This is a genomic window from Xylanibacter brevis ATCC 19188, from assembly GCF_000621725.1.
Classification (GTDB): Bacteria; Bacteroidota; Bacteroidia; order Bacteroidales; family Bacteroidaceae; genus Prevotella; species Prevotella brevis.
The window spans coordinates 1-21,328 of the sequence record NZ_JHXM01000025.1 but is presented as its reverse complement, the minus strand read 5'-3'; the positions used below and the strand labels follow the sequence as shown (position 1 = coordinate 21,328).

Sequence of the window (21,328 nt, the reverse complement as noted above, 5' to 3'; positions counted from 1 at the left end):
AAAAACGAGAGAAATGCAAAAGGAAAACTTGTTTTTTCTTTTCATTTCCGAGTGCCAGGTAAGTTCGGCAAAGCCAAAGTTACAAAAAAAACTGAAGAAATGCAAAAGGAAAACTTGTTTTTTCTAACATTGTATAAAATTTGGCTGTTACGAAAATAATGCTTACCTTTGCCAGAAAAATAGACGTATGCATACACGAGAAGAACAAATGAAAGCCTTCGGCCGACTGCTTGACGTGCTCGACCAGTTGCGCGAGAAGTGTCCTTGGGACAAGAAGCAAACCAACGAGAGCCTGCGCCCCAACACGATAGAAGAGACCTTTGAACTTTGCGACGCCATCATGAAAGACGACACAAAGGAGATCAAGAAGGAACTTGGCGACGTACTGATGCACACTTGTTTCTATGCAATGATAGCGCGCGAAAAGGAGCAGTTTGACATTGCCGATGTGCTGAATGCTGAGACAGACAAGCTGATCTTCCGCCATCCCCACGTCTATCACCCCAGTCAGGTGGGCGCCGAGGAGCCAAAGCCCCTACCCTTTGTGCCTGAAAATGCTGCTGACAACGATGAGTTCTCGAAGGCTGACACCAGCGACCAGGTGCTGAAAAACTGGGAGCAAATCAAACTGAAAGAGAAAGATGGCAACAAGACGGTGCTCAGCGGTGTGCCTTCATCTTTACCTTCACTCATCAAGGCCTATCGCATTCAGGATAAGGCTCGTAACGTGGGTTTCGACTGGCAGAAGAAAGAGGATGTTTGGGAGAAAGTTCATGAGGAACTGAAGGAACTGGAAGACGAGTTGGCACGTGAAGACAAAGAGGCTTCTACCAACGAGCTGGGTGACTTCCTGTTCTCTGTGATCAACGCTGCCCGCCTCTATCACCTAAACCCCGATAATGCGCTGGAACGAACAAATGCTAAGTTTATACGTCGTTTCAACTACATTGAACAGCATTCCATCCGTGCCGGGCGTCCGCTGACAGAGATGACGCTCGAGGAGATGGATAAACTCTGGAACGAAGCTAAACAGAATGAAAGATTAAACAAAGACTAAACACATTGAAAATACTATTCAGACAATGAAAAAGACAGTGATTTTTATGATGGCGGCTATACTCGCCATAGGATGTGGAGGTAGCAAGAAGGCTAACTTCTCTGAAGACCTCGAGGCAGAAGAGGAACTGGATGCCTATCGCGACTCCACGATCTACGGCTTTTGCACTGACAAGTCAACCGGCGACATCTTGCAAATCATTACGGATGCTGGCGATACGCTCAACATCAACGTGGCGAATGCTCGTGAGAATGGCGATATTAAGGGCGGATACAACAAGGGTGACGAAATGGCAGTTGTGGCCAACGGCGATAGCACTATAGCACTGCTGGTTATCAACAAGACGGCACTCCTGGGCAACTGGGTGATGCCCAACCCCATTGATGGCAGTTCGGAGACGGGCATCAGCATTCGTCGAGGTGGATCTGTGGAGAGTATTGACCAGAATGCTATCATCTACAAATCATGGCGTATCTACAACGGAAAACTGCAGATCACGGCAACTCGCGAAGATGGCGTAGATGTCGATGAAACCTTTATTTATTCGATTAAACGCATCACACCAGACTCGCTGGTGATCCAGGATGCTGAAGAAACTTTCGAATACAGTCGTCAGATAGAAGTAGTCGAAGAGGAACTGGGCATTGAGCTGGACAACGGCGATGATGACTTTATGATGTAAACTTTATAATTTCAGAAACTATAGTGGAACCATTTCGTGTACATATTTTAGGTTGCGGCAGTGCTTTACCGACCATGAAGCATCTTCCTACGTCACAGGTAGTTGAATGCAGGGGAAAGCTGTTTATGATAGATTGTGGCGAAGGCACTCAGCTACAGATGCGCAAGTCGTCGCTTTCGTTTACAAAACTGGGGCATGTGTTTATCTCGCATTTTCACGGTGATCATTGCTTCGGACTCATTGGTATGATATCCACCTTTGGGCTGCTGGGGCGCACTGCCACCCTAAATATTTACGCGCCTGAAGCTCTCAACGACATACTCGAGAAGCAGATAGCCTTCTTTTGTCGCGACTTGGGCTACGAGGTGAAATTTCATGCCGTAGATACGAAGTGCCACCAGGTGATCTATGAAGACCGTTCGCTGACGGTAGAGACGGTGCCACTCCAGCACCGCCCCTCTTGCTGTGGCTATATCTTCCGCGAAAAGCCGACCCTGCCCCACATCAAGCGGGATATGATAGATTTTTATCAGATACCTATCTCGCAAATCAATAATATCAAAAACGGGCAGGATTATACCTTGCCTGATGGTACTATTGTACCCAACGAACGACTGGTCGAGCCGGCAGACGCTCCGAGGGCTTATGCGTATTGCTCGGACACTAAGTATATGCCAGAACTCCATAAATTGTTGGATGGCGTCACTACGCTTTATCACGAGAGCACTTATGCAACTGACAATCTGGCAATGGCAGAGAAATATAATCATTCCACAGCTCAACAAGCCGCTTCGGTGGCTCGCGATGCAAAGGTGAAGCAGTTGCTGTTGGGACACTACAGCTCGCGGTATCCAGACGAAAGAGTTCTTCTTAATGAAGCTAAGCAGATATTTAATAATGTGCGACTAACAAACGAGATGGATATCATCGATGTTTGAGCGCTATAAGAGTTTGGCACACCATTTGCACTAGTGCATTCAGCAGAAAATATTTTTAAATTACATATATGACAAGCCGATTTTCACCAAAGGTATCTGAGATACTCGCATTTTCAAAAGAGGAAGCAGAACGTCTGTCTTCTTCCTCCGTAAGACCTGAGCACTTGCTGCTGGGGATGCTGCGCATAGACAATGGGCCTGTTTCAAATGTATTCTCTCGACTGAATGTAGATATTCATGAAGTAAAGAAAGACTTGGAGTTAAGAGCACATCAAGATGATGCTGATGTGTTTGAACAATACAACCAACACGAACTTGTACTCAACGAGAGTGCCTCAAACATTCTGAAGCTGGCTGTTCTTGAAGCTCGCATACAACATACGCAAAATGTAAACGAAGAGCATCTGTTACTAGCTATATTGCACGATAGGGCAAACAATGGTGCCAAACAAATTCTGGAGAATCACAACATGAATTATGATGATATTTTAAGTCTCTTGCGCGCTAAGGAGCCAAGTAATGGCATCGGACTTCCCGATGAAGAGGAGGAGTTCGAGGGAGGCAGTGCGCACGAAAGTGCCAACGCCTCGGCTGGCGGCACAACGACCAAGACAAAGACAACGTCAAAAACGCCTGTACTCGATAATTTCTCTACCGACCTGACTCTGGCTGCCTTAAATGGAAAGCTTGACCCCGTCGTAGGTCGCGACAACGAGATACAACGCGTCATTGAAATACTGGGACGACGCAAGAAGAATAATCCTATATTGATAGGTGAACCTGGTGTTGGTAAAAGTGCTATCGTCGAAGGATTGGCACAACTGATAGCACAACGACGGACCTCGCCGATGTTCTTCAACAAGCGCATCGTCAGCTTGGATATGACCAGTGTCGTGGCCGGTACGAAATATCGTGGTCAGTTTGAAGAGCGTATCAAGGCTTTGATTAAGGAACTTGAGCAGAATCCCGACATTATTATATTTATAGACGAGATTCACACGATGATTGGTGCTGGGTCGGCTCCTGGTTCAATGGACGCTGCCAACATCATGAAGCCGGCTTTGGCTCGAGGCACCATACAGTGCATCGGTGCCACTACGCTTGATGAATACCGCAATAGTATTGAGAAAGACGGTGCCCTGGAACGTCGTTTCCAGAAGGTGCTGGTAGAACCTACCAACGAAGAGGAAACGCTCCAGATACTGCGCAACATTAAAGACCGATACGAACATCATCATCACGTAGAATATACTGATGAAGCGCTTCGTGCTTGTGTCAAACTGACAGGAAGATATATCTCCGACAGAGCCTTCCCCGATAAGGCCATTGACGCGATGGACGAGACGGGATCTCGTGTGCATCTGCGCAATGCGCATATTCCGGATGAGATCGTTGAGAAAGAGAAGGAACTGGCTCACGTCAAGGAACGAAAGCAATCGGCCGTCAGCAATCAGAACTTTGAACTGGCTGCCAGCTATCGCGATAAGCAGACACAGTTGGAAGGTGAGTTGGCTGCAATGGAAGCCAACTGGCAGTCGGGCAACAGCGATGATCGTCAGATCGTCAACGAGGAGGATATTGCCAGCGTTGTATCGATGATGACTGGCGTTCCTGTGCAACGAATGGCACAGAGCGAAGGCATCCGACTGAAAGGTATGGCACAGGAGCTGAAAGATTGTGTGATAGCTCAGGATGCTGCCATTGATAAAATGGTTAAGGCCATCCAGCGCAATCGTGTGGGACTGAAGGAACCTAATCATCCCATTGGTGTTTTCATGTTCCTCGGACCTACGGGTGTCGGTAAGACCTATCTGGCAAAGAAATTAGCTGAGTTTATGTTTGGTTCTGCCGATGCGTTGATTCGCATTGACATGAGTGAATATACGGAGGCCTTCAACGTCTCAAGACTGATTGGCGCACCTCCAGGATATGTGGGCTACGAAGAAGGTGGACAACTGACCGAGCGCGTTCGCCGCAAGCCCTACTCTATCGTTTTGCTCGATGAAATAGAAAAAGCTCACGGTAATGTATATAATCTGCTTCTGCAGGTTCTGGACGAAGGAAGACTGACCGATGGAAACGGGCGTTTCGTGGATTTCCGCAATACGGTGATTATCATGACCTCGAATGCCGGTACGCGACAATTGAAGGATTTCGGGCGTGGTGTTGGTTTCACCGCTGGCAACCTGGGACTCAATATGAACGAAAAGGATCGCGAGCACGCGAGAAGTATCGTGCAGAAGGCGCTCTCGAAGCAGTTCTCACCTGAGTTTCTGAACCGCATGGACGAAATCATTACGTTCGATCAGTTGGATTTGGAAGCTATCAAGCGTATCATCAATGTGGAACTAAAACCACTCGCCAAGCGTATCGAAGAGATGGGCTATAAGATGGAACTTACGGATGAAGCTAAAGACTTCGTTGCCAGCAAAGGATATGATGTGCAGTTTGGTGCTCGCCCACTGAAACGAGCCATACAGACATACATCGAGGATGGTATATGCGAAATCATTCTAAATGAGAATATTAAGGAAGGTGATACCATCCATATATGCAAAGCAAACGACAAAGAAGAGCTTCTGTTTGAGTATCAATCTTAAAAAAACTTAAATAGAAATACATAATTAGGGTGCAAAGTGCTCATTTTCAACAATTTTGAGTAACTTTGCACCCACTTTTTATCCTCATACGAGGAAATAGGCGTTTGAACAGACGCAAGCGCCTATGAATATTAACCAATTAAAGATGGTCTGAGAAACGTCTGTTCAGGCCTTGTCCCTTTCGACAGAAGGGACGCAAAATTAAATTTTATGTCAGAATTAACAAAGAACGTTCAGCCGTTGCAGGACTTTAACTGGGACGAGTTTGAGAATGGTACCGTAGCCAACGTCAGCAAAGAAGAGCTCGACAAGGCTTACGACGAGACCCTCAACAAGGTAGCCGACCATCAGGTTGTTGAAGGTAAGGTTATCTCTGTTGACAAGAAAGAGGTTGTCGTAAACATCGGTTACAAGAGCGATGGTATCATCCCCGCTAGCGAGTTCCGTTACAATCCCGACCTGAAGGTTGGTGACACCGTTGAAGTTTACGTAGAGAGCGCTGAAGACAAGAAGGGTCAGCTCCTTCTTTCTCACAAGAAGGCTCGTCTGTCTCAGGCTTGGGATCGCGTAAATGCAGCTCTCGAGGAGCAGCAGATCATCCAGGGCTTCATCAAGTGCCGCACAAAGGGTGGTATGATCGTAGACGTATTTGGTATCGAGGCTTTCTTGCCCGGTTCTCAGATCGACGTACATCCTATCCGCGACTACGACCAGTTCGTAGGCAAGACTATGGAGTTCAAGGTTGTAAAGATCAACCAGGAGTTCCGCAACGTTGTCGTTTCTCATAAGGCTCTTATCGAGGCAGAGCTCGAGGCTCAGAAGCAGGAGATCATCTCTAAGCTTGAGAAGGGTCAGATTCTTGAGGGTACCGTTAAGAACATTACCAGCTACGGCGTATTCGTTGACCTCGGTGGTGTTGACGGACTCATCCACATCACAGACCTGTCTTGGGGCCGCGTTGACGATCCTAAGAAGATCGTTGAGCTCGATCAGAAGATCAATGTTGTTATTCTCGACTTCGACGAAGAGAAGAAGCGCATTGCTCTCGGCCTGAAGCAGCTCACTCCTCATCCTTGGGATGCTCTGGATCCTGACCTCAAGGTTGGTGACCACATCAAGGGTAAGGTAGTCGTTCTGGCTGACTACGGTGCATTCGTAGAGGTACAGCCCGGCGTTGAGGGTCTGATCCACGTTTCTGAGATGTCTTGGAGCCAGCACCTGCGTTCAGCTCAGGAGTTCCTGAAGGTTGGCGAAGAGGTAGAGGCAGTTATCCTGACTCTCGATCGCGACGAGCGCAAGATGTCTCTCGGCATCAAGCAGCTGAAGGAAGATCCATGGGAGGCTATCGAGGTTAAGTACCCCGTAGGTTCTAAGCACAACGCAAAGGTTCGCAACTTCACCAACTTCGGTGTATTTGTTGAGCTTGAGGAAGGTGTTGATGGTCTGATTCACATCAGCGACCTCAGCTGGACTAAGAAGGTTAAGCACCCCAGCGAGTTCACTCAGGTAGGTGCTCCTATCGACGTTGTCGTTCTCGACATCGACAAGGAGAACCGTCGTCTGTCTCTCGGTCACAAGCAGCTCGAGGAGAATCCTTGGGATGTATTCGAGGATCAGTATGCTGTAGGTTCAGTTCACACTGGTAAGATCACAGAGGTTCTGGAGAAGGGCGCCGTTGTTTCTCTCGCTGAGAACGTAGAGGGCTTCGCTACTCCTAAGCACCTCGTTAAGGAGGATGGTTCACAGGCTCAGCTTGGTGAGGAACTGCCCTTCAAGGTTATCGAGTTCAACAAGGACAGCAAGCGCATCATTCTCTCTCACAGCCGCACCTTCGAGGATGCTCAGCGTGAGGAGAAGCGTGCAACTCGCAAGGCTGCTCCCCGTCAGAAGAAGGATGACACTCCAAAGATTGAGAATGTTGCAGCAAGCACCACTCTCGGTGACATCGACGTTCTGGCTCAGTTGAAGGCTCAGATGGAGAAGGGTGAGTAATAGCTCCCCTACTCTTTAAATACAAAAGGCTGTATCGCTTATGTGATACAGCCTTTATTGTTTTTATTGTTTATTGTTTTTATTGTTTATTGTTTTTATTGTTTATTGTTTTTATTGTTTATTGTTTTTATTGTTTATTGTTTTTATTGTTTATTGTTTTTGTTTTATATTATTGCTTCTCACTTCTCACCTCTCACTTCTCACTTTGCGCTGTAGGCGCATTGCCTCTCACTTCTCACTTTGCGCCGCAGGCGCACTGCCTCCCAGTTCGTATATACCAGTTGGTTTGGTACGTTTTAGTACTTCCAGTTCAAAATCTTTGCCAGCAATAATACCATACGAGTTGAGGACGGTTTGGACGGTCTTACGTGCCAGTTCTGGATGATTATTTTCTTCTGACAAGTGACACAACCACACATGGCGCAAATCTGTGCTTGCATATTTTGCAATAGCTTCACCACACTGAACATTGTTCAGATGTCCTGTGCCACTGACAATGCGTGCTTTGAGATGTTCGGGATAAGGCCCTTGCTGAAGCATCTCACGATCGTGGTTAGCTTCAATCACCAGATAGTTGGCTTTTCCAATATAATCTGCCATTTCTTCTGTCACACGTCCTACATCCGTCATGATGCAGAAATGTAAATTCTCTGCTTCAACCAGATAGCCAACATTATCAGAACTGTCATGTGGCACGTGAAAAGGAGTCACAACGAAGTCGCCGACCTCAACCTTTTCGCCATAGGATAAAAGATGACGATGCTCTTGTGCCACTTTTCTTGCTACGCAATAGTTCCTGTCTATTCCTTTATGAACAGCTGCTGTAGCATACACTGGAAGATGATAGTCGTGACTCAAGCTGCCAACACATTTGATATGGTCAGCATGATCGTGCGTAATGAAGATATGATGTACTTGCGATAAGCTAAGTCCATAGTCTCTGAAATGTTTTTTCAGAGTTCTCACACCAACACCAGTATCTATCAGCAGGCCATCGTTTTCTGTAAACAAGAAATAGCAATTGCCGCTGCTACCGCTTCCAAAAGAAATAAATTTCAGCATTTAATTTTTTATTTTAACTGCAAAGATAACAAAAAATGCTTAAAGAACGAAATTGGCTGTTCAAACTTTTATCATATTTAAACATTATTCTGCGGATGCTCGTAAAAACAATGAAAGCAGCACTGTTAGAATGGGAGTCCTACAGCAAAATGGAAAGCGTAGTCACGACTGAATCGTGGGTGAAGAATTGGGAAATGCTCCTCATCTTCTGTTTCAAAGGCTGGATTAATGGCTTTCATTCCGAGGTCAAAACGGATGATGAAATAGTCGAAGTTCAATCTGAGGCCTAATCCATAACCCACTGCTATCTGATCAATAAAGGTGTCGAACTTAAATTGTCCGCCAGGTTGTTCGTTATACTCACGCAGTGTCCATATGTTGCCTGCATCTACAAAGAGAGCACCTCCTAGTTTCCAAAACAGCTTAGTGCGATACTCCATATTCAGGTCCAACTTCATATCGCCTGTTTGATTGATAAAGTTGATACGTCCGTCTTTCTCTTTATATTTTCCAGGACCTAACGAACGAACGCTCCATCCTCGCACACTATTGGCACCGCCCGAGAAATAACGTTTCTCAAATGGTAACACTGTGCTATTGCCATAAGGATACGCAATACCGAAACCACAATGGAATACCAACTGGTTTGTGTTATCAATCTGCAATGAGCGAGTCAAGTCAATATCAAACTTTGCATATTGAGCAAACGCAATATTAAACACGCGATAGTGATTATCGGCATCCTTGTTGGCATTAAACATTTGGGAAGCCAGCGATAATAGTGAACCAGAAGATTCTATGTTCGTCTTGATGGCGAAATTGCCTTTGCTATATGAGTATCCTAAACCCAATTTTGTAATAAACAGGTCTGCATAGTTGTAACGCAGAATGGCGTTGCGATTATTCTCACTGTCCAGATAATCCTTCTTAAAGGTATCTGAAATCCAGGGCATGAATACATAGTTCAGATCTATCAGATCCAGTTGGAAGCGATCGTGACGATGTGGGAAGTTCCATTTATAACGCCAGGCTGCAGACAAGACTCGGCGATGAAACTCAGGTCTATCTTGAAGGTCATACATCAGTGACACCTCGCTGGTGGCATTCATATGCTGACGCATCTGATGAGAAACAAAGGGGATGATGAAACGAGGAAACTGCAGTCTTGCTTGTGCGCTGTATTCTATAAAGTCTTGCGTGGAATATCCCTCTAGACCTCGGATAGCTTCGTAGGCACCACGCAACTCAACGCTCAGCACCTCGCTACCTCTGAAAAGATTCTGATTCTGGTAGGTCAATGATGCTGCAGCACCTAGATCACCAGCCGTATTTGTACCTTCTGGTTGAAAACTAATGGTCGAAGGCTTATTGGTTTGGATATGAATATCACAATCCAGCGAGTCGGTTCCTGCTATTGGCACGAAATTGATATTCGTATATTTCACCGCCTGCAAACGTCCGAATCGGGCATAAGTATTCTGCAATCCTCGACTGCTATATGGTTGGTTCTCTGCCAAATAAGTGCATTCGCTCTGCACATGTTTGCGCAGATGAATCTTGCTATCGTTAGGATCACCGCTGGCATAACGGATGTTTCTTATATAATAGATGGTGTGCAGCGTATCCTCGTGCTTCTCGTTGGTGTATGGATCAAGAAATAGAGTTAGATCGATGAGTCGCGAATCTTGTGCTGTGTCAGCGGCGTAAGAGATATATTCTTTATGAAAACGATAATAGCCTTTATCGGTTAGAAATTCCGTGATGCGCTTACGCTCATTGTCAAGAACAGACACATTGAACTTTTGGCCCTCGTGAATTAATCTATTCACACTGTCTGTTGCCATCAATCTATCAATCACAGAGTCTGCAATCTCATATTGAATATGATGAATGAAATACGGTTCGCCCAATTCCATTCTATAGATGACGCCCACTTTCTTTTTACCTGTCGGTGTTACAGACTTGGTGACTTTGGCGTTCAGGAATCCCTCATTACGCAACTCCTGCTGCAAATCATTACAAGTGAGGTCGGCAAGTCGTTCGTCATATAACACCGGTGCTTCGCCCATAGAGCGCAACATGCGGTTCACCCATTTGGAAGAATCGCGGCCTGATAGAGAATACGTTGCCAAAGGAAGCTTAAACAGGGAAAACCACCGCGAGTTAGGTTTCTGACGAACATAGTTGCGAAGATGTCCTTTGTTTACATCACGCCCATATTCGCCAACAGTTTCAAGACGAATACTGTTGAGAAGGTTACTGCCTTCCGGCACATAACGTGTGGTGGAGCACGAGCTCAAGACGAGTATCGCACTCAGCAAAGACAAAAGAATGGTTTTGGACAATCGCATATTCAATGTGCAAAGATACGCATTTTATTTGAAGAACTTGCTGATTGTTACATTTTTTTGCTAACTTTGCAGCATGATAAGCAAAAACCAAATCAAGTTTATTAAGCAGCTAGATCTGAAGAAGTACCGCAAGCGCGAAAATCTCTTTGTAGCAGAGGGACATAAGGTGGTGGGCGACCTTTTGTCGTGTGGATTCGAACCACACACGCTCTTTGCTACCAACGAATGGAAAGCCCCACAAGATGTACGTTTTCAGGAAGTTACCGAAGAAGAGCTCTGCAAGATCAGTTTTCTGCAGCACCCCCAGCAAGTGCTTGGTATCTTTCATATGCCTGCCACAGAAGCAGCTGCCATACAGGACCAATTGGTTTTGGCTCTCGATGGTGTGCAGGATCCCGGTAATTTGGGTACCATTATTCGTATAGCCGACTGGTTTGGAATTAGCGATATCTTTTGTTCACTAGATACGGCTGATGCTTGGAATCCAAAGGTAATTCAAGCCACCATGGGTAGCATTGCCCGTGTGCGAATCACTTATACGGATCTTGCGTCGCTGATAAAGGAGGCGAAAGTGCCTGTTTACGGTACTTTGCTTGATGGTGAGAACATCTACCAGCAGGAGCTTTCCCAGAATGGTATCATCGTGATGGGCAACGAAGGTAACGGCATCTCTGCCGAGATACGTCAGTTGATCACCAACAAACTGTTGATACCCGATTTCAATAGCAGCGATAGTCACGCAGAGAGTCTGAACGTAGCTATAGCTACAGCTATCACTTGTAGCGAGTTTAAAAGAAGAGGCTAATATCTTCTATCCCAATCTTGCAGCTAGAAAATTTTGCTGACGATGACAGCAGAACGATAAACTTTACCATCGTAGAGCCAATCTTTCAGTTCGTCGCTCTGATTGTATCCCAATTTCTGATACAGCGCTAAAGATGGCTTGTTTTCTACAGCGATGACGGCATAGATTTGATGTAGATGAAGCACCTTCGAGGCATAATCATGCAGTTTCAGCATAGTGGCCTCCGAGTAGCCCTGACGGCGAAATGGCTTTTGAATGATTAAGCCCAACTCAGCTCTATTGTGCTTCGGGTCAAAGTTGACCAGATCCACCAATCCTACAACCTCACCCTTATCGTTTTCTATCACAAGTCTCACTTGCTTATCGGTATAGATATCGCCAGTCACTTGTGCCATATAGTCGTGAAGCACATAGTGAGAATACGGAACATTGGTGGCGCTGACGTCCCAGATGCTCATATCGTTCTCTATAGTGTAGAGCAACTCCAGGTCTTCAGGTTCCATTGCTCTAAGTCTGACCGTAGGTAGTGCCTTGTTCATGCGATAATATCTCTAAGTGTGATTAACTCGTGGGTCTTCACGTTATATGTACCTATTCCCAACCAGCCTGGCTGATGCTGATGGGCGTGGGCAATGATGTGTTCAAAGCCGATGGTGTCTATATCGTACACCACATAACTGTTTTGCGTCTCAGGCACAGCCTCCAACTGCGGATAGAAAGCGGCCTGGAGTCCTTTACGTTCTGCCAACACTCTGCACTCCTCGAGCATCTCGGTTGAACCCACAAAAAGATAGTTTGGTTCGGTCTTTCGATGAGTGGTAAATCCCAAAGCATTCCTCATGCTCCAGTATAACATCTGGCACAAAGCGATGAAAGCTCTCAGATAGATAGCCATCTTAATAGGTGCCGTGATAAAGAACGAAAGGTGCCCATAGTGCTTACGGAAGAAGATGATCATAGCCTGATAGAACACGTGGACATAGCGATAGCTAGTCTTGCAGGTAGATTCCCCTTTGTAGTGCACGATGTGAGCCGGTATGTACCAATTCTCGTAGCCACTCTTCATGATGCGGTAGGACATATCGATGTCTTCACCATACATAAAGAAGTCCTCATCCAGCAATCCTGCCTTATTGAGTGCTTGGCGACGTAACATACAGAAAGCACCACTCAGCACTTCTATGCGCGCAGGCGAATCCCACGGGAGATGACTCATGTAGTAGCGATCAGAGCGCCCTATCATCTTCATGAATGAGACATAAGGCGTCGGGATGGCTCTTCTCGACTCGCGTGCTATGCTGCCATCTGCATTGTGCATCATCACGCCTGCCCCACCCGCCTGAGGGTGAGCATCCATGAAGTCGATCACTGTGGTAAGAGCATTCTCGGCTACAAACGTATCGGGGTTTAGCAGCAGCACATACTCACCCACCGACTGCTTGATGGCGATGTTGTTGGCACGAGCAAAGCCCAGGTTGCGATTGCTCTCTATCAGTTTGATTTGCTGGGCGTAGCGCTGTTTCAAGTAAGCTACCGTATCATCTTTCGAATCGTTGTCAACCACGAAGATCTCGCTATCGATATCACGTGTGGCACGCAACACGCTCTCCAGACATTGGTCGAGATAGTGTCGCACGTTATAGCTTACGATGACGATGCTCAGTTTCATTTTTCGTCTTCTTGTTGGTTGGGTTCAACGGGAGTCACCTCAGCTTCACAACGTTTTGCTGAGGGATAGACAAAAGGCATCACCAGCAGTGTGATGACAGCCATATGTCCGAAGTTCGCCTCGTTGCCGAACATATAATATAATAAGGTGTTGCCTATCAGCAAAGCCCCCAGCAGTATAAGTCTCAGGGTCCCCCAGCGAGCCAGTGCTTCCTCTTTTCTTTCGTAGAGGTCGTTTTGAATACGTTTAAACTTGAAGAGTCGCAGCATCAGATAGATAAGCGACAATGTCAGCAGCACCATCACCGTCTCCACTACATATAGTGTGGTTTCAGAAGAGCCGGCCAGGAAGCCCATATCCACCTCCAGATAGTCACCAATCAGATAGATGAGTGCTGTGATTGCTATGATGGTAATAAATATAGTCTTTAATTTAGTCATTATATTACGATTGTAAGTGTTTTGTTATTGATTGTTGAAGATGTACGTTTCGGAGCATCTCTTCGGCTATTTGTCATCACCAAAAGGTGTTCTGTTCAGCAGCGAGCGTCCCAGGGTCACCTCGTCGGTATATTCCAAATCTTCGCCCACAGCTACTCCGCGAGCCAGGAGCGTCACTTTAACGTTGTAGGGCGCCAGTTTTCTGTAGATATAGAAGCAGGTGGTATCGCCCTCCATCGTAGGACTGATGGCCAGAATGACTTCGTTGACGCCGCCTTCAGCCACGCGCTCCACTAGCGAATCGATCTCAAGGTCGGCAGGCCCCATACCGTCGAGTGGCGAGATGACGCCACCCAACACATGATAGAGCCCCTTGAACTGCTGTGTGTTTTCCAGCGCCATCACATCCTGAATGTCGCTTACCACACAGATGGTCGAAGCATCCCTGCGCTTGTCGCTGCAGATAGGACACACCGCTGTATCGCTGATGTTATGGCACACGCTACAGAACTTCAAGTCGCGTTTCAGCGCCCCCACAGCGTCAGTAAACGCCCGAACCTGCTCCTCGTCGCTTCTCAGCAGATTCAGTGCATAGCGCAGGGCCGTCTTTCGTCCCACGCCAGGCAACAGCGAGAGCTGTTCTACGGCTGTCTGCAATATTCTTGATGGTAAAACCTGTTCCATATATGTGTGTCACTCAGTGTAGTCGTTGTATTTATCTTGCTCGAAGCCCCTCAGCTATCCGTTGATCTCAGCCAACTCCAACCATCGCATAGACTTCTCGTCCAGCTCGTTGTTGAGTTTTGGCAGTCGGATGCTCATGGTTGTGATATCCTCTACCGACAACGTGCCAGAGCTCAGTGCCTCTTCAATAGTCTTCTTCTCTTGTTCCAGCGCCTCGATATCTTTTTCCAGCTGTTCGTACTCGCGCTTCTCTTTGAACGTCAGTCGGCGCTTTACAGGTGCAGCCGCATTGTTGGCTGCAGGAGCCTCTGCCTGCTTCACCACCTTTTTCGTGGCGCTCTCTTTGGGTTGCAGTGCGCTCCATTGGCGATACTGCGTATAGTTGCCAGGGAAGTCCTTGATCTCGCCATTGCCCTTGAACACTAGCAGGTGGTCCACCACTTTATCCATAAAGTAGCGATCGTGACTCACCACGATGACACATCCTGGGAAGTCCTGCAAGTATTCCTCCAGAATCTGCAGCGTCACGATGTCCATATCATTGGTAGGCTCGTCGAGCACCAAGAAGTTGGGGTTCTGCATCAGCACTGTGCAGAGGTACAACTTGCGTCGCTCTCCGCCCGACAGCTTATACACATAGTTGTGCTGTTGTTCGGGTGTGAACAAGAAATGCTGCAGAAACTGGCTGGCAGTCAGGTGCTTTCCGTTGCCAAGGTCGATGTATTCCGCGATGTCGCGCACCACGTCTATCACCTTCTGTTGCTCGTCGAACTTCAAGCCCTCTTGCGAGAAGTAGCCAAAGCGGACCGTCTCTCCTACCACAATCTTACCCTCATCGGGCTGTGCCTCGCCCAGCAGCATCTTCAGGAACGTCGATTTACCCGTGCCGTTGTTGCCCACAATGCCCATCTTCTCAAATCGCGAGAAGTTGTAGTAGAAGTCCTTCATGATGACCACATCGTCAGAGAACTTCTTCGAGATGTACTGACATTCAAAAATCTTGCTGCCGATGTACACATTGCTAGCCTTCAACCTGACGGCCCGCTCCTCGATGCGCGATTTAGCCACCTTCTCAAGTTCGTAGAAGGCATCCTCGCGATATTTAGCCTTGTGGCCTCTGGCCTGCGGCTGACGTCGCATCCAGTCCAGTTCTGTGCGATACAGATTGTTGGCTCTAGCAATCTCAGCCCTGCGGTTGTCTATGCGTTCCTGTCGTTTTTCCAGATAGTAGGCATAGTTGCCTCGATACGTATAGACGCTCTGGTCGTCTATTTCCAGGATGACGGTGCACACGCGATCCAGGAAGTAGCGGTCGTGCGTCACCATCAGCAGCGTCTTGTTGCCGCGGTTCAGGAAGCCCTCCAGCCATTCAATCATCTCCAGATCCAGGTGGTTGGTAGGCTCGTCCAGAATCAGTAGGTCTGGCTCAAGTATCAGCACGTTGGCCAGTGCCACGCGCTTCTGCTGTCCGCCCGACAACTGTCCCATGGGCTGCTGCAGGTCTCTGATTTTCAGCTGCGTCAGTATCTGCTTAGCCTTTAGCACCTTTTCAGGGTCGCCTTCATGGTTGAAACAGGCATCCAGCACCGTTTCCTCAGCATCAAACTTAGGTGATTGTTCCAAGATACCCACGCGCAAGTCGCGGCGATAGATGATATCGCCCGAGTCGGGTGAGTCTTTTCCAGATAATAAAGATAATAATGTGGACTTGCCTACGCCATTCTTGGCAATCAAGCCCACCTTCTGCCCTTCGGCAATTGAAAAACTAATGTTTCTGAACAGTAGAAGCGACCCAAACGATTTGGTCAGGTTCTGCACGTCAAGATACGGTATCTCCTTTGGCATGACCCCTTTCCCCCTACTCTTTCAGCGACTTAGTGATTTGTTCTATGTACGAGAGCACCTCTTCGCGTCCCTGTGCTTTCTCCGACGAGGTGACGAAGTATGGCGGCATCTCCTCCCAAGTCTCCAGCATTTTCTTCTCGTAGGCCGCCACATTAGCTTTCACCTTTGTAGGCGTCAGTTTGTCGGCCTTTGTAAACACGATAGCAAAGGGCACGCTCGACACGCCCAGCCAGTTGATAAACTCCAGGTCGATGGCCTGCGGTTCCAATCTGACGTCCACCAGCACAAACACGTTGACCAACTGTTCGCGCTCCAGTATGTAGCCGCGAATCATCTGGTCCAGTTTCTGTACCTCTTTCTTTGAGCGTTTGGCAAATCCATAGCCAGGCAGGTCCACCAAGTACCACTCGCGATTAATGATAAAGTGGTTGATGAGCAGCGTTTTGCCTGGTGTTGACGATGTCTTTGCCAACTTCTTGTTGCGACAAAGCATGTTGATAAGGCTCGATTTACCAACGTTCGAGCGCCCTATGAATGCATATTCGGGCTTATTGTCCTTTGGACACATGCTCACCATGGGTGACGAAAGTGTGAATTCCGATGTCTTGATCTCCATACTATTGTTTTGCGTATTAACGAATGCGATCTAAAGAGCGCACCAGCTTCTCGTCGGCCAGTATGCGCTTGCGTGCCAAAAATAGCAGCACGATGCCCACCATAGGCAGCGCCATAGGCCAAGTCAGTGCGGTACTGTCGTAGGCCGTAGCCAGGTTCACGTACCACATCACCAGTATCAGCATGTTGAAGAAGCACACCGATGCCTGGCGCTTGCGCTGCTTGTAGAGAAAGATGCAGACCACCGACACGATGGCAGCCACGAAGGCCACCAGCATCAGTGTCAGGTTGGTCATCATAGCCCCGCACACGCCGGCTGCGATGGCAGCCAGCAGCAGGAAAACGGTTTGGATGCGCTGAATCATGCCTCTGCGGGGTTCTGATTATCCTTAGAGGGGTCGCGGAAGTACACCTTACCCTCGATAAACTCCTGAGTAGCCAGCAGTGTGGGTTTGGGCAACTTCTCGTAGTAGCGCGAAATCTCAATCTGCTCGCGGTTCTCGAATACCTCTTCCAGTGAGTCGTTGTAGCTTGCAAACTCGGCCAGCTTCTTTGACAGGTCTTCCTTGATCTGCACCGAAATCTGGTTGGCGCGCTTTCCGATGATAGCTACGCTCTCATAGAGGTTGCCAGTGTTGTCACACAAATCCATGATGTTGCGAGTCACGGTATTAACCGGAGCTTTTGACTTTTTGTAATCCATTTCTTAATTTTAAAGTTATGTTTTATGCTTTGTTTTTCGTTTATATGACGTCCTTTGCAAGTCGCAGGGGTCAGTCTTTAATCACTTTCTTACACTTTGCGATGTATTTGTTGGCCAGTTCGCTTTCTTTCGCGTCGGGATATTCGTTCAGGAATCCGTAGCACTCGTCCTCAGCGTCGCGATAGCGCTCCAAGCGACGGTCTTCGCTCGAGTTCTCGGCCAACTGAAATTTGCTCTTCATGATCAGCACAGCAAACTCCTTGCGCCAGTTGCTGTAGGGATAGGTCTTCAGCGCGTTCTCGGCCGTGATGATGCACGAGATGTAATTGCTCTCGTTGTTGGAGTTGATGTTACCAAAATAGCCCCCCAGATTGTAGTAGAGCTCAGCAGAGAGCAGCTCTTTCTGCACCAGTTTGTCTTGAAGTTCGAACAGGCGGTCCTGCGCTGTCTTTCTCAGCTCTGAGTGGGGGTAGATGTCCAAAAACTGCTGGTAAGCACTGATGGCGCCCACCGTAGGTGTCTGGTCGAGGCGAGGCTCTGGTGTGCCTTCATAGAGCGACTGCCCGATGTAGAAACAGGCCTTCTCGGCATAGATGCCGCGGGGATAGGTCTGATAGTATTTCTTGAACGTTGCCGAAGCCGACTCGTAGTCGCCATCCATATACTCGGCCATGCCCAGCATATAGAGTGATTCCTGGGCTTCCAGTGTACCTTTCTTCAGCGTGATAAGATCCTGAAGCAGGGTCACTGCGCGCTGGTATTTGCCCTCAGCAAAGCACTGCTTGGCGTACTCATAGCGATAGTCGTAGTCGCTCGATTTAAACACCTTGTTGAACTCAGAAGCGCAGCCGGTCATCAAAACCGATAGCAGCGCCATTCCCCATATCTTGAAAACGTTCTTTTTCATCGTACATTTTAATTAGCATGCAAAGGTACAGAAAAAATCCCAATTATCAAAGCGAATTACATATTTTTTAACCCCGAAGCAGACTCTTTTTAAAATTATTCGTAACTTTGCACTCATTATGGACTTTAAGCTTACATCGAAATATCAGCCTATGGGCGATCAGCCCGAGGCAATACGTGAGTTGACCGATGGTGTACGTCGGGGCGACAGGGCGCAGGTTTTGCTGGGTGTCACGGGCTCTGGCAAGACGTTCACAATGGCCAACGTGATAGCCAACTGTGGTAAACCGACGCTGATTTTGAGTCACAACAAGACCTTGGCGGCTCAGCTTTACGACGAGATGCGTGGTTTCTTTCCCGATAATGCCGTGGAGTATTATGTCAGCTATTATGACTACTATCAGCCTGAGGCGTACCTACCCTCGTCTGATACTTACATCGAAAAAGACCTGGCTATTAATGAAGAGATTGACCGCCTACGACTGAGTGCCGTAAGCAGCTTGCTCTCTGGACGAAAAGACGTGATCGTTATATCTTCTGTTTCATGTATCTACGGCATGGGAAGCCCCAACGCTTTGTCGGAGAACGTGATCGAGATTCGTCAAGGACAGACTATGGACCGCAATGCGCTGTTAAGAAAACTTGTCCAGTCGCTGTATGTCAGAAACGATATCGCACTGGAGCGAGGCAATTTCCGCGTGAAGGGCGATACAGTGGACATCTTCATGGCTTACAACAACATGGTGCTGCGTGTCACCTTCTGGGACGACGAGATTGATGCCATCGAGGAACTGGACCCCGTGACGCTTCAGCGACTGGGGCGCTATGCCGAATATAAGCTCTACCCTGCCAACCTATTTATGACCACACAGGAGCAAACCAACCAGGCCATCCATGATATTCAAGACGACCTGGTGCGACAGGTGCAGTTTTTCGAGGAACAGGGCGACGAGATTAAGGCGCAGCGCATCAAGGAGCGTGTGGAGTACGACATGGAGATGATCAAGGAACTCGGCCACTGTTCGGGCATTGAGAACTACTCACGCTACTTCGACGGACGCAAGGCGGGCGAACGGCCCTACTGTCTGCTGGACTTCTTCCCCGACGACTTCCTGCTGTTTATCGACGAGAGCCACGTGTCTGTGCCACAGATTGGCGCGATGTATGGTGGCGACCGCGCCCGCAAGACCAACCTTGTGGAATATGGTTTCCGCTTGCCGGCTGCCTTCGACAACCGTCCGCTGACGTTTGAAGAGTTTCAAGAGCAACTGCACCAGGTGATCTACGTCTCGGCAACGCCGGCCGACTTCGAACTGGCCGAAGCCGAGGGTGTCGTGGTGGAACAGGTCATCCGTCCTACGGGTCTGCTCGACCCGCAAATCGAGGTACGCCCCAGCGAGAACCAGATAGACGATCTGCTCGAAGAGATACGTCAGCGTATTGAGCGCCACGAACGTACGCTGGTCACCACGCTGACCAAGCGAATGGCCGAGGAGCTCAGCGAATATCTGTTGGGACACGGGGTTCAGACGGCCTATATCCATAGCGACGTGGCTACGCTGGATCGCGTAAAAATACTTGGCGAGTTGCGCGAGGGTGTTTACGACGTGTTGGTAGGCGTCAACCTGTTGCGCGAAGGTCTCGACCTGCCCGAGGTGTCGCTGGTGGCAATTCTCGATGCCGACAAGGAGGGCTTCCTTCGCTCTCGCCGTTCGCTGGTGCAGACGGCAGGACGTGCTGCGCGCAACGTCAACGGTCTGGTCATCATGTATGCCGACACCATCACGCGCTCTATGCAAGAGACTATCGACGAGACCCTGCGCCGTCGTACCAAACAGTTGCGCTACAACGAGGAGCATGGCATCACTCCCACACAGATTGTGAAGACGCTGAAGAGTTCGCTCAGTCGCGACGACCGTGCCGATGTCAAGGAACTAAAGATGGCCTCTGCCGATGTGCCAGCTACCTCTGTAGATAACGTGGCTGCTGATCCAATCATCGAACGCATGACGCGTCCGCAAATCGAGAAGTTGATTGCAGAGACCACCCGTCGCATGAAGGATGCCGCCAAGAACCTTGAGTTCCTGCAGGCTGCTCAGTATCGCGACGAGATTATTAAACTTCAAGAGATGATAGAACTTAAGAATTAGGCTGGTCAAAGTGGCTGGTTTCAAGTTTCAGGTTTCAAGTTTCAGGTTCTGACAAGGGACTGTCACCGGTCACCTTGTAATCAACGAGCGCAAAATTGCGTCCGTTAACCTTCAAACAGGCTGGCTCCATGTTTCGGATTGCTTTCATCAGTTCTGACAAGGGACTGTCACCTGTCACCTTTTAGTATAATTGATGCAAAGATAGGCATAAAAAAACTACACTACCCAAAATTACACCGTTTAATTCAGAAACGAACGTGTAGTTTCTTACTTTCTTATTTCTTACTTTCTTACTTTTTGCTATATTTTTCTTTCCGCAACAAGAGAGCAAAGAAAACAATAAGTTATTATGAATTTATATATTATATATAATATTATAATATTATATATAATATATAAATTACAAGTACATTTTGAAAACACCAAAAAATAAGAAAGTAAGAAGTAAGAAAGTAAGTTTTTGCATCAAAATGTTTTTTCCATACAGAAAAACCGATATATATTTTCCCGCATTTTACCCCTAAAAAATACCCTCGAAAAATGGTGGTTTGTTTGCTGTATATTTGCACACCTCGCATTTATTTAGTACCTTTGCGATACATTTGAGGAACGGAGGATGGAGGCGCCAAACGGAGCGTTTAATGCCGGCAAACGGGACGAATGGGGCCACCAAACGAAATCCTCGGCAAAATCACAATTAACTTTAACCATTTAATACCTTAACACTATGCCTGTACTTTACAAAACTTATGTCAACCAGATGAGAAACTCAAAGATGTTCGGCAAGGTCTATGCCCGCATCGTATCGCTGAAGACCATGACCTACCCT

General features: G+C 47.7%; 18 protein-coding genes. 7 read left to right on the top strand and 11 right to left on the bottom strand.

Features of this window, described 5'->3' with window-relative positions; translation table 11 throughout:
• The first annotated feature begins 187 nt into the window (after positions 1-187).
• The 5 genes from mazG (at position 188) to rpsA (ending at position 7,269) form a co-directional block, all read left to right on the top strand.
• Positions 188-1,057: a nucleoside triphosphate pyrophosphohydrolase gene (mazG, locus tag T433_RS0112130; protein ID WP_027455980.1), complete on the top strand. Its 870-nt coding sequence runs from the start codon at positions 188-190 to the stop codon at positions 1,055-1,057.
• 25 nt (positions 1,058-1,082) lie between these two features.
• Entirely contained in the window at positions 1,083-1,739 is a 657-nt protein-coding gene (locus tag T433_RS0112125) for a lipocalin family protein (protein WP_027455979.1), read from the top strand.
• Positions 1,740-1,762: 23 nt separating this feature from the next.
• Positions 1,763-2,677, top strand: coding sequence for a ribonuclease Z (locus T433_RS0112120; protein WP_027455978.1), 915 nt, complete (start codon positions 1,763-1,765; stop codon positions 2,675-2,677).
• 68 nt (positions 2,678-2,745) lie between these two features.
• Positions 2,746-5,277, top strand: a complete 2,532-nt coding sequence (locus T433_RS0112115; protein WP_027455977.1) for an ATP-dependent Clp protease ATP-binding subunit — start codon at positions 2,746-2,748, stop codon at positions 5,275-5,277.
• Between the two features lie 210 nt (positions 5,278-5,487).
• Positions 5,488-7,269, top strand: coding sequence for a 30S ribosomal protein S1 (gene rpsA, locus T433_RS0112110; protein WP_027450549.1), 1,782 nt, complete (start codon positions 5,488-5,490; stop codon positions 7,267-7,269).
• A gap of 228 nt (positions 7,270-7,497) precedes the next feature.
• Here rpsA and T433_RS15415 read toward each other — a convergent pair whose 3' ends face one another.
• Both T433_RS15415 and tamL read right to left on the bottom strand, forming a co-directional pair.
• A complete protein-coding gene (locus T433_RS15415) occupies positions 7,498-8,331 on the bottom strand; it encodes an MBL fold metallo-hydrolase (RefSeq protein ID WP_044109924.1) in 834 nt (277 codons plus the stop codon).
• Between the two features lie 125 nt (positions 8,332-8,456).
• Positions 8,457-10,682 carry a translocation and assembly module lipoprotein TamL gene (gene tamL / locus T433_RS0112100; RefSeq protein WP_027455976.1) on the bottom strand — a complete coding sequence of 742 codons (2,226 nt, stop codon included), beginning with the start codon at positions 10,680-10,682 and terminating at the stop codon, positions 8,457-8,459.
• A 73-nt stretch (positions 10,683-10,755) separates the two neighbouring features.
• Here tamL and T433_RS0112095 point away from each other — a divergent pair, with 73 nt between their 5' ends.
• The gene (locus tag T433_RS0112095) at positions 10,756-11,487 is read left to right on the top strand and encodes a TrmH family RNA methyltransferase (protein WP_027450547.1); all 732 of its coding nucleotides are present in this window, start codon (positions 10,756-10,758) and stop codon (positions 11,485-11,487) included.
• Positions 11,488-11,510: 23 nt separating this feature from the next.
• On the opposite strand, the gene T433_RS0112090 is transcribed toward T433_RS0112095, so the two are convergent.
• The 9 genes from T433_RS0112090 to T433_RS0112050 all read right to left on the bottom strand — a co-directional run bounded on the left by T433_RS0112090 (position 11,511) and on the right by T433_RS0112050 (position 18,350).
• Entirely contained in the window at positions 11,511-12,026 is a 516-nt protein-coding gene (locus tag T433_RS0112090; RefSeq protein ID WP_027455975.1) for a GNAT family N-acetyltransferase, read from the bottom strand.
• Positions 12,023-13,156 (bottom strand): glycosyltransferase family 2 protein, encoded by a 1,134-nt coding sequence (locus T433_RS0112085; RefSeq protein ID WP_027455974.1) that lies wholly within the window; start codon positions 13,154-13,156, stop codon positions 12,023-12,025. The genes T433_RS0112090 and T433_RS0112085 overlap by 4 nt, the downstream gene beginning before the upstream one ends.
• Positions 13,153-13,596 carry a hypothetical protein gene (locus T433_RS15410; protein WP_052342166.1) on the bottom strand — a complete coding sequence of 148 codons (444 nt, stop codon included), beginning with the start codon at positions 13,594-13,596 and terminating at the stop codon, positions 13,153-13,155. The genes T433_RS0112085 and T433_RS15410 overlap by 4 nt, the downstream gene beginning before the upstream one ends.
• 66 nt (positions 13,597-13,662) lie before the next feature.
• Positions 13,663-14,280: a recombination mediator RecR gene (recR, locus tag T433_RS0112075; RefSeq protein WP_027455973.1), complete on the bottom strand. Its 618-nt coding sequence runs from the start codon at positions 14,278-14,280 to the stop codon at positions 13,663-13,665.
• A gap of 54 nt (positions 14,281-14,334) precedes the next feature.
• Entirely contained in the window at positions 14,335-16,125 is a 1,791-nt protein-coding gene (locus tag T433_RS0112070; protein WP_027455972.1) for an ABC-F family ATP-binding cassette domain-containing protein, read from the bottom strand.
• A gap of 13 nt (positions 16,126-16,138) precedes the next feature.
• Positions 16,139-16,741, bottom strand: a complete 603-nt coding sequence (yihA, locus tag T433_RS0112065; RefSeq protein WP_027450542.1) for a ribosome biogenesis GTP-binding protein YihA/YsxC — start codon at positions 16,739-16,741, stop codon at positions 16,139-16,141.
• A 16-nt stretch (positions 16,742-16,757) separates the two neighbouring features.
• A complete protein-coding gene (locus T433_RS0112060; RefSeq protein ID WP_027455971.1) occupies positions 16,758-17,105 on the bottom strand; it encodes a DUF4293 domain-containing protein in 348 nt (115 codons plus the stop codon).
• The gene (locus tag T433_RS0112055; protein ID WP_027450540.1) at positions 17,102-17,443 is read right to left on the bottom strand and encodes a DNA-directed RNA polymerase subunit omega; all 342 of its coding nucleotides are present in this window, start codon (positions 17,441-17,443) and stop codon (positions 17,102-17,104) included. Before T433_RS0112055 ends, T433_RS0112060 begins: the two co-directional genes overlap by 4 nt.
• Positions 17,444-17,513: 70 nt before the next feature.
• Positions 17,514-18,350, bottom strand: a complete 837-nt coding sequence (locus T433_RS0112050) for an outer membrane protein assembly factor BamD (RefSeq protein ID WP_027455970.1) — start codon at positions 18,348-18,350, stop codon at positions 17,514-17,516.
• 118 nt (positions 18,351-18,468) lie between these two features.
• Between T433_RS0112050 and uvrB the strand changes: the two genes are divergently transcribed.
• The gene (uvrB, locus tag T433_RS0112045) at positions 18,469-20,499 is read left to right on the top strand and encodes an excinuclease ABC subunit UvrB (protein WP_027455969.1); all 2,031 of its coding nucleotides are present in this window, start codon (positions 18,469-18,471) and stop codon (positions 20,497-20,499) included.
• Positions 20,500-21,328: the final 829 nt, after the last annotated feature.

Bases quoted from the DNA above. Each gene is read 5' to 3' on its own strand.
- mazG (WP_027455980.1), top strand. From the start codon at position 188: ATGCATACACGAGAAGAACAAATGAAAGCCTTCGGCCGACTGCTTGAC.
- T433_RS0112125 (WP_027455979.1), top strand. From the start codon at position 1,083: ATGAAAAAGACAGTGATTTTTATGATGGCGGCTATACTCGCCATAGGA.
- T433_RS0112115 (WP_027455977.1), top strand. From the start codon at position 2,746: ATGACAAGCCGATTTTCACCAAAGGTATCTGAGATACTCGCATTTTCA.
- rpsA (WP_027450549.1), top strand. From the start codon at position 5,488: ATGTCAGAATTAACAAAGAACGTTCAGCCGTTGCAGGACTTTAACTGG.
- T433_RS15415 (WP_044109924.1), bottom strand. From the start codon at position 8,331: ATGCTGAAATTTATTTCTTTTGGAAGCGGTAGCAGCGGCAATTGCTAT.
- tamL (WP_027455976.1), bottom strand. From the start codon at position 10,682: ATGCGATTGTCCAAAACCATTCTTTTGTCTTTGCTGAGTGCGATACTC.
- T433_RS0112095 (WP_027450547.1), top strand. From the start codon at position 10,756: ATGATAAGCAAAAACCAAATCAAGTTTATTAAGCAGCTAGATCTGAAG.
- T433_RS0112090 (WP_027455975.1), bottom strand. From the start codon at position 12,026: ATGAACAAGGCACTACCTACGGTCAGACTTAGAGCAATGGAACCTGAA.
- T433_RS0112085 (WP_027455974.1), bottom strand. From the start codon at position 13,156: ATGAAACTGAGCATCGTCATCGTAAGCTATAACGTGCGACACTATCTC.
- T433_RS15410 (WP_052342166.1), bottom strand. From the start codon at position 13,596: ATGACTAAATTAAAGACTATATTTATTACCATCATAGCAATCACAGCA.
- recR (WP_027455973.1), bottom strand. From the start codon at position 14,280: ATGGAACAGGTTTTACCATCAAGAATATTGCAGACAGCCGTAGAACAG.
- T433_RS0112070 (WP_027455972.1), bottom strand. From the start codon at position 16,125: ATGCCAAAGGAGATACCGTATCTTGACGTGCAGAACCTGACCAAATCG.
- yihA (WP_027450542.1), bottom strand. From the start codon at position 16,741: ATGGAGATCAAGACATCGGAATTCACACTTTCGTCACCCATGGTGAGC.
- T433_RS0112060 (WP_027455971.1), bottom strand. From the start codon at position 17,105: ATGATTCAGCGCATCCAAACCGTTTTCCTGCTGCTGGCTGCCATCGCA.
- T433_RS0112055 (WP_027450540.1), bottom strand. From the start codon at position 17,443: ATGGATTACAAAAAGTCAAAAGCTCCGGTTAATACCGTGACTCGCAAC.
- T433_RS0112050 (WP_027455970.1), bottom strand. From the start codon at position 18,350: ATGAAAAAGAACGTTTTCAAGATATGGGGAATGGCGCTGCTATCGGTT.
- uvrB (WP_027455969.1), top strand. From the start codon at position 18,469: ATGGACTTTAAGCTTACATCGAAATATCAGCCTATGGGCGATCAGCCC.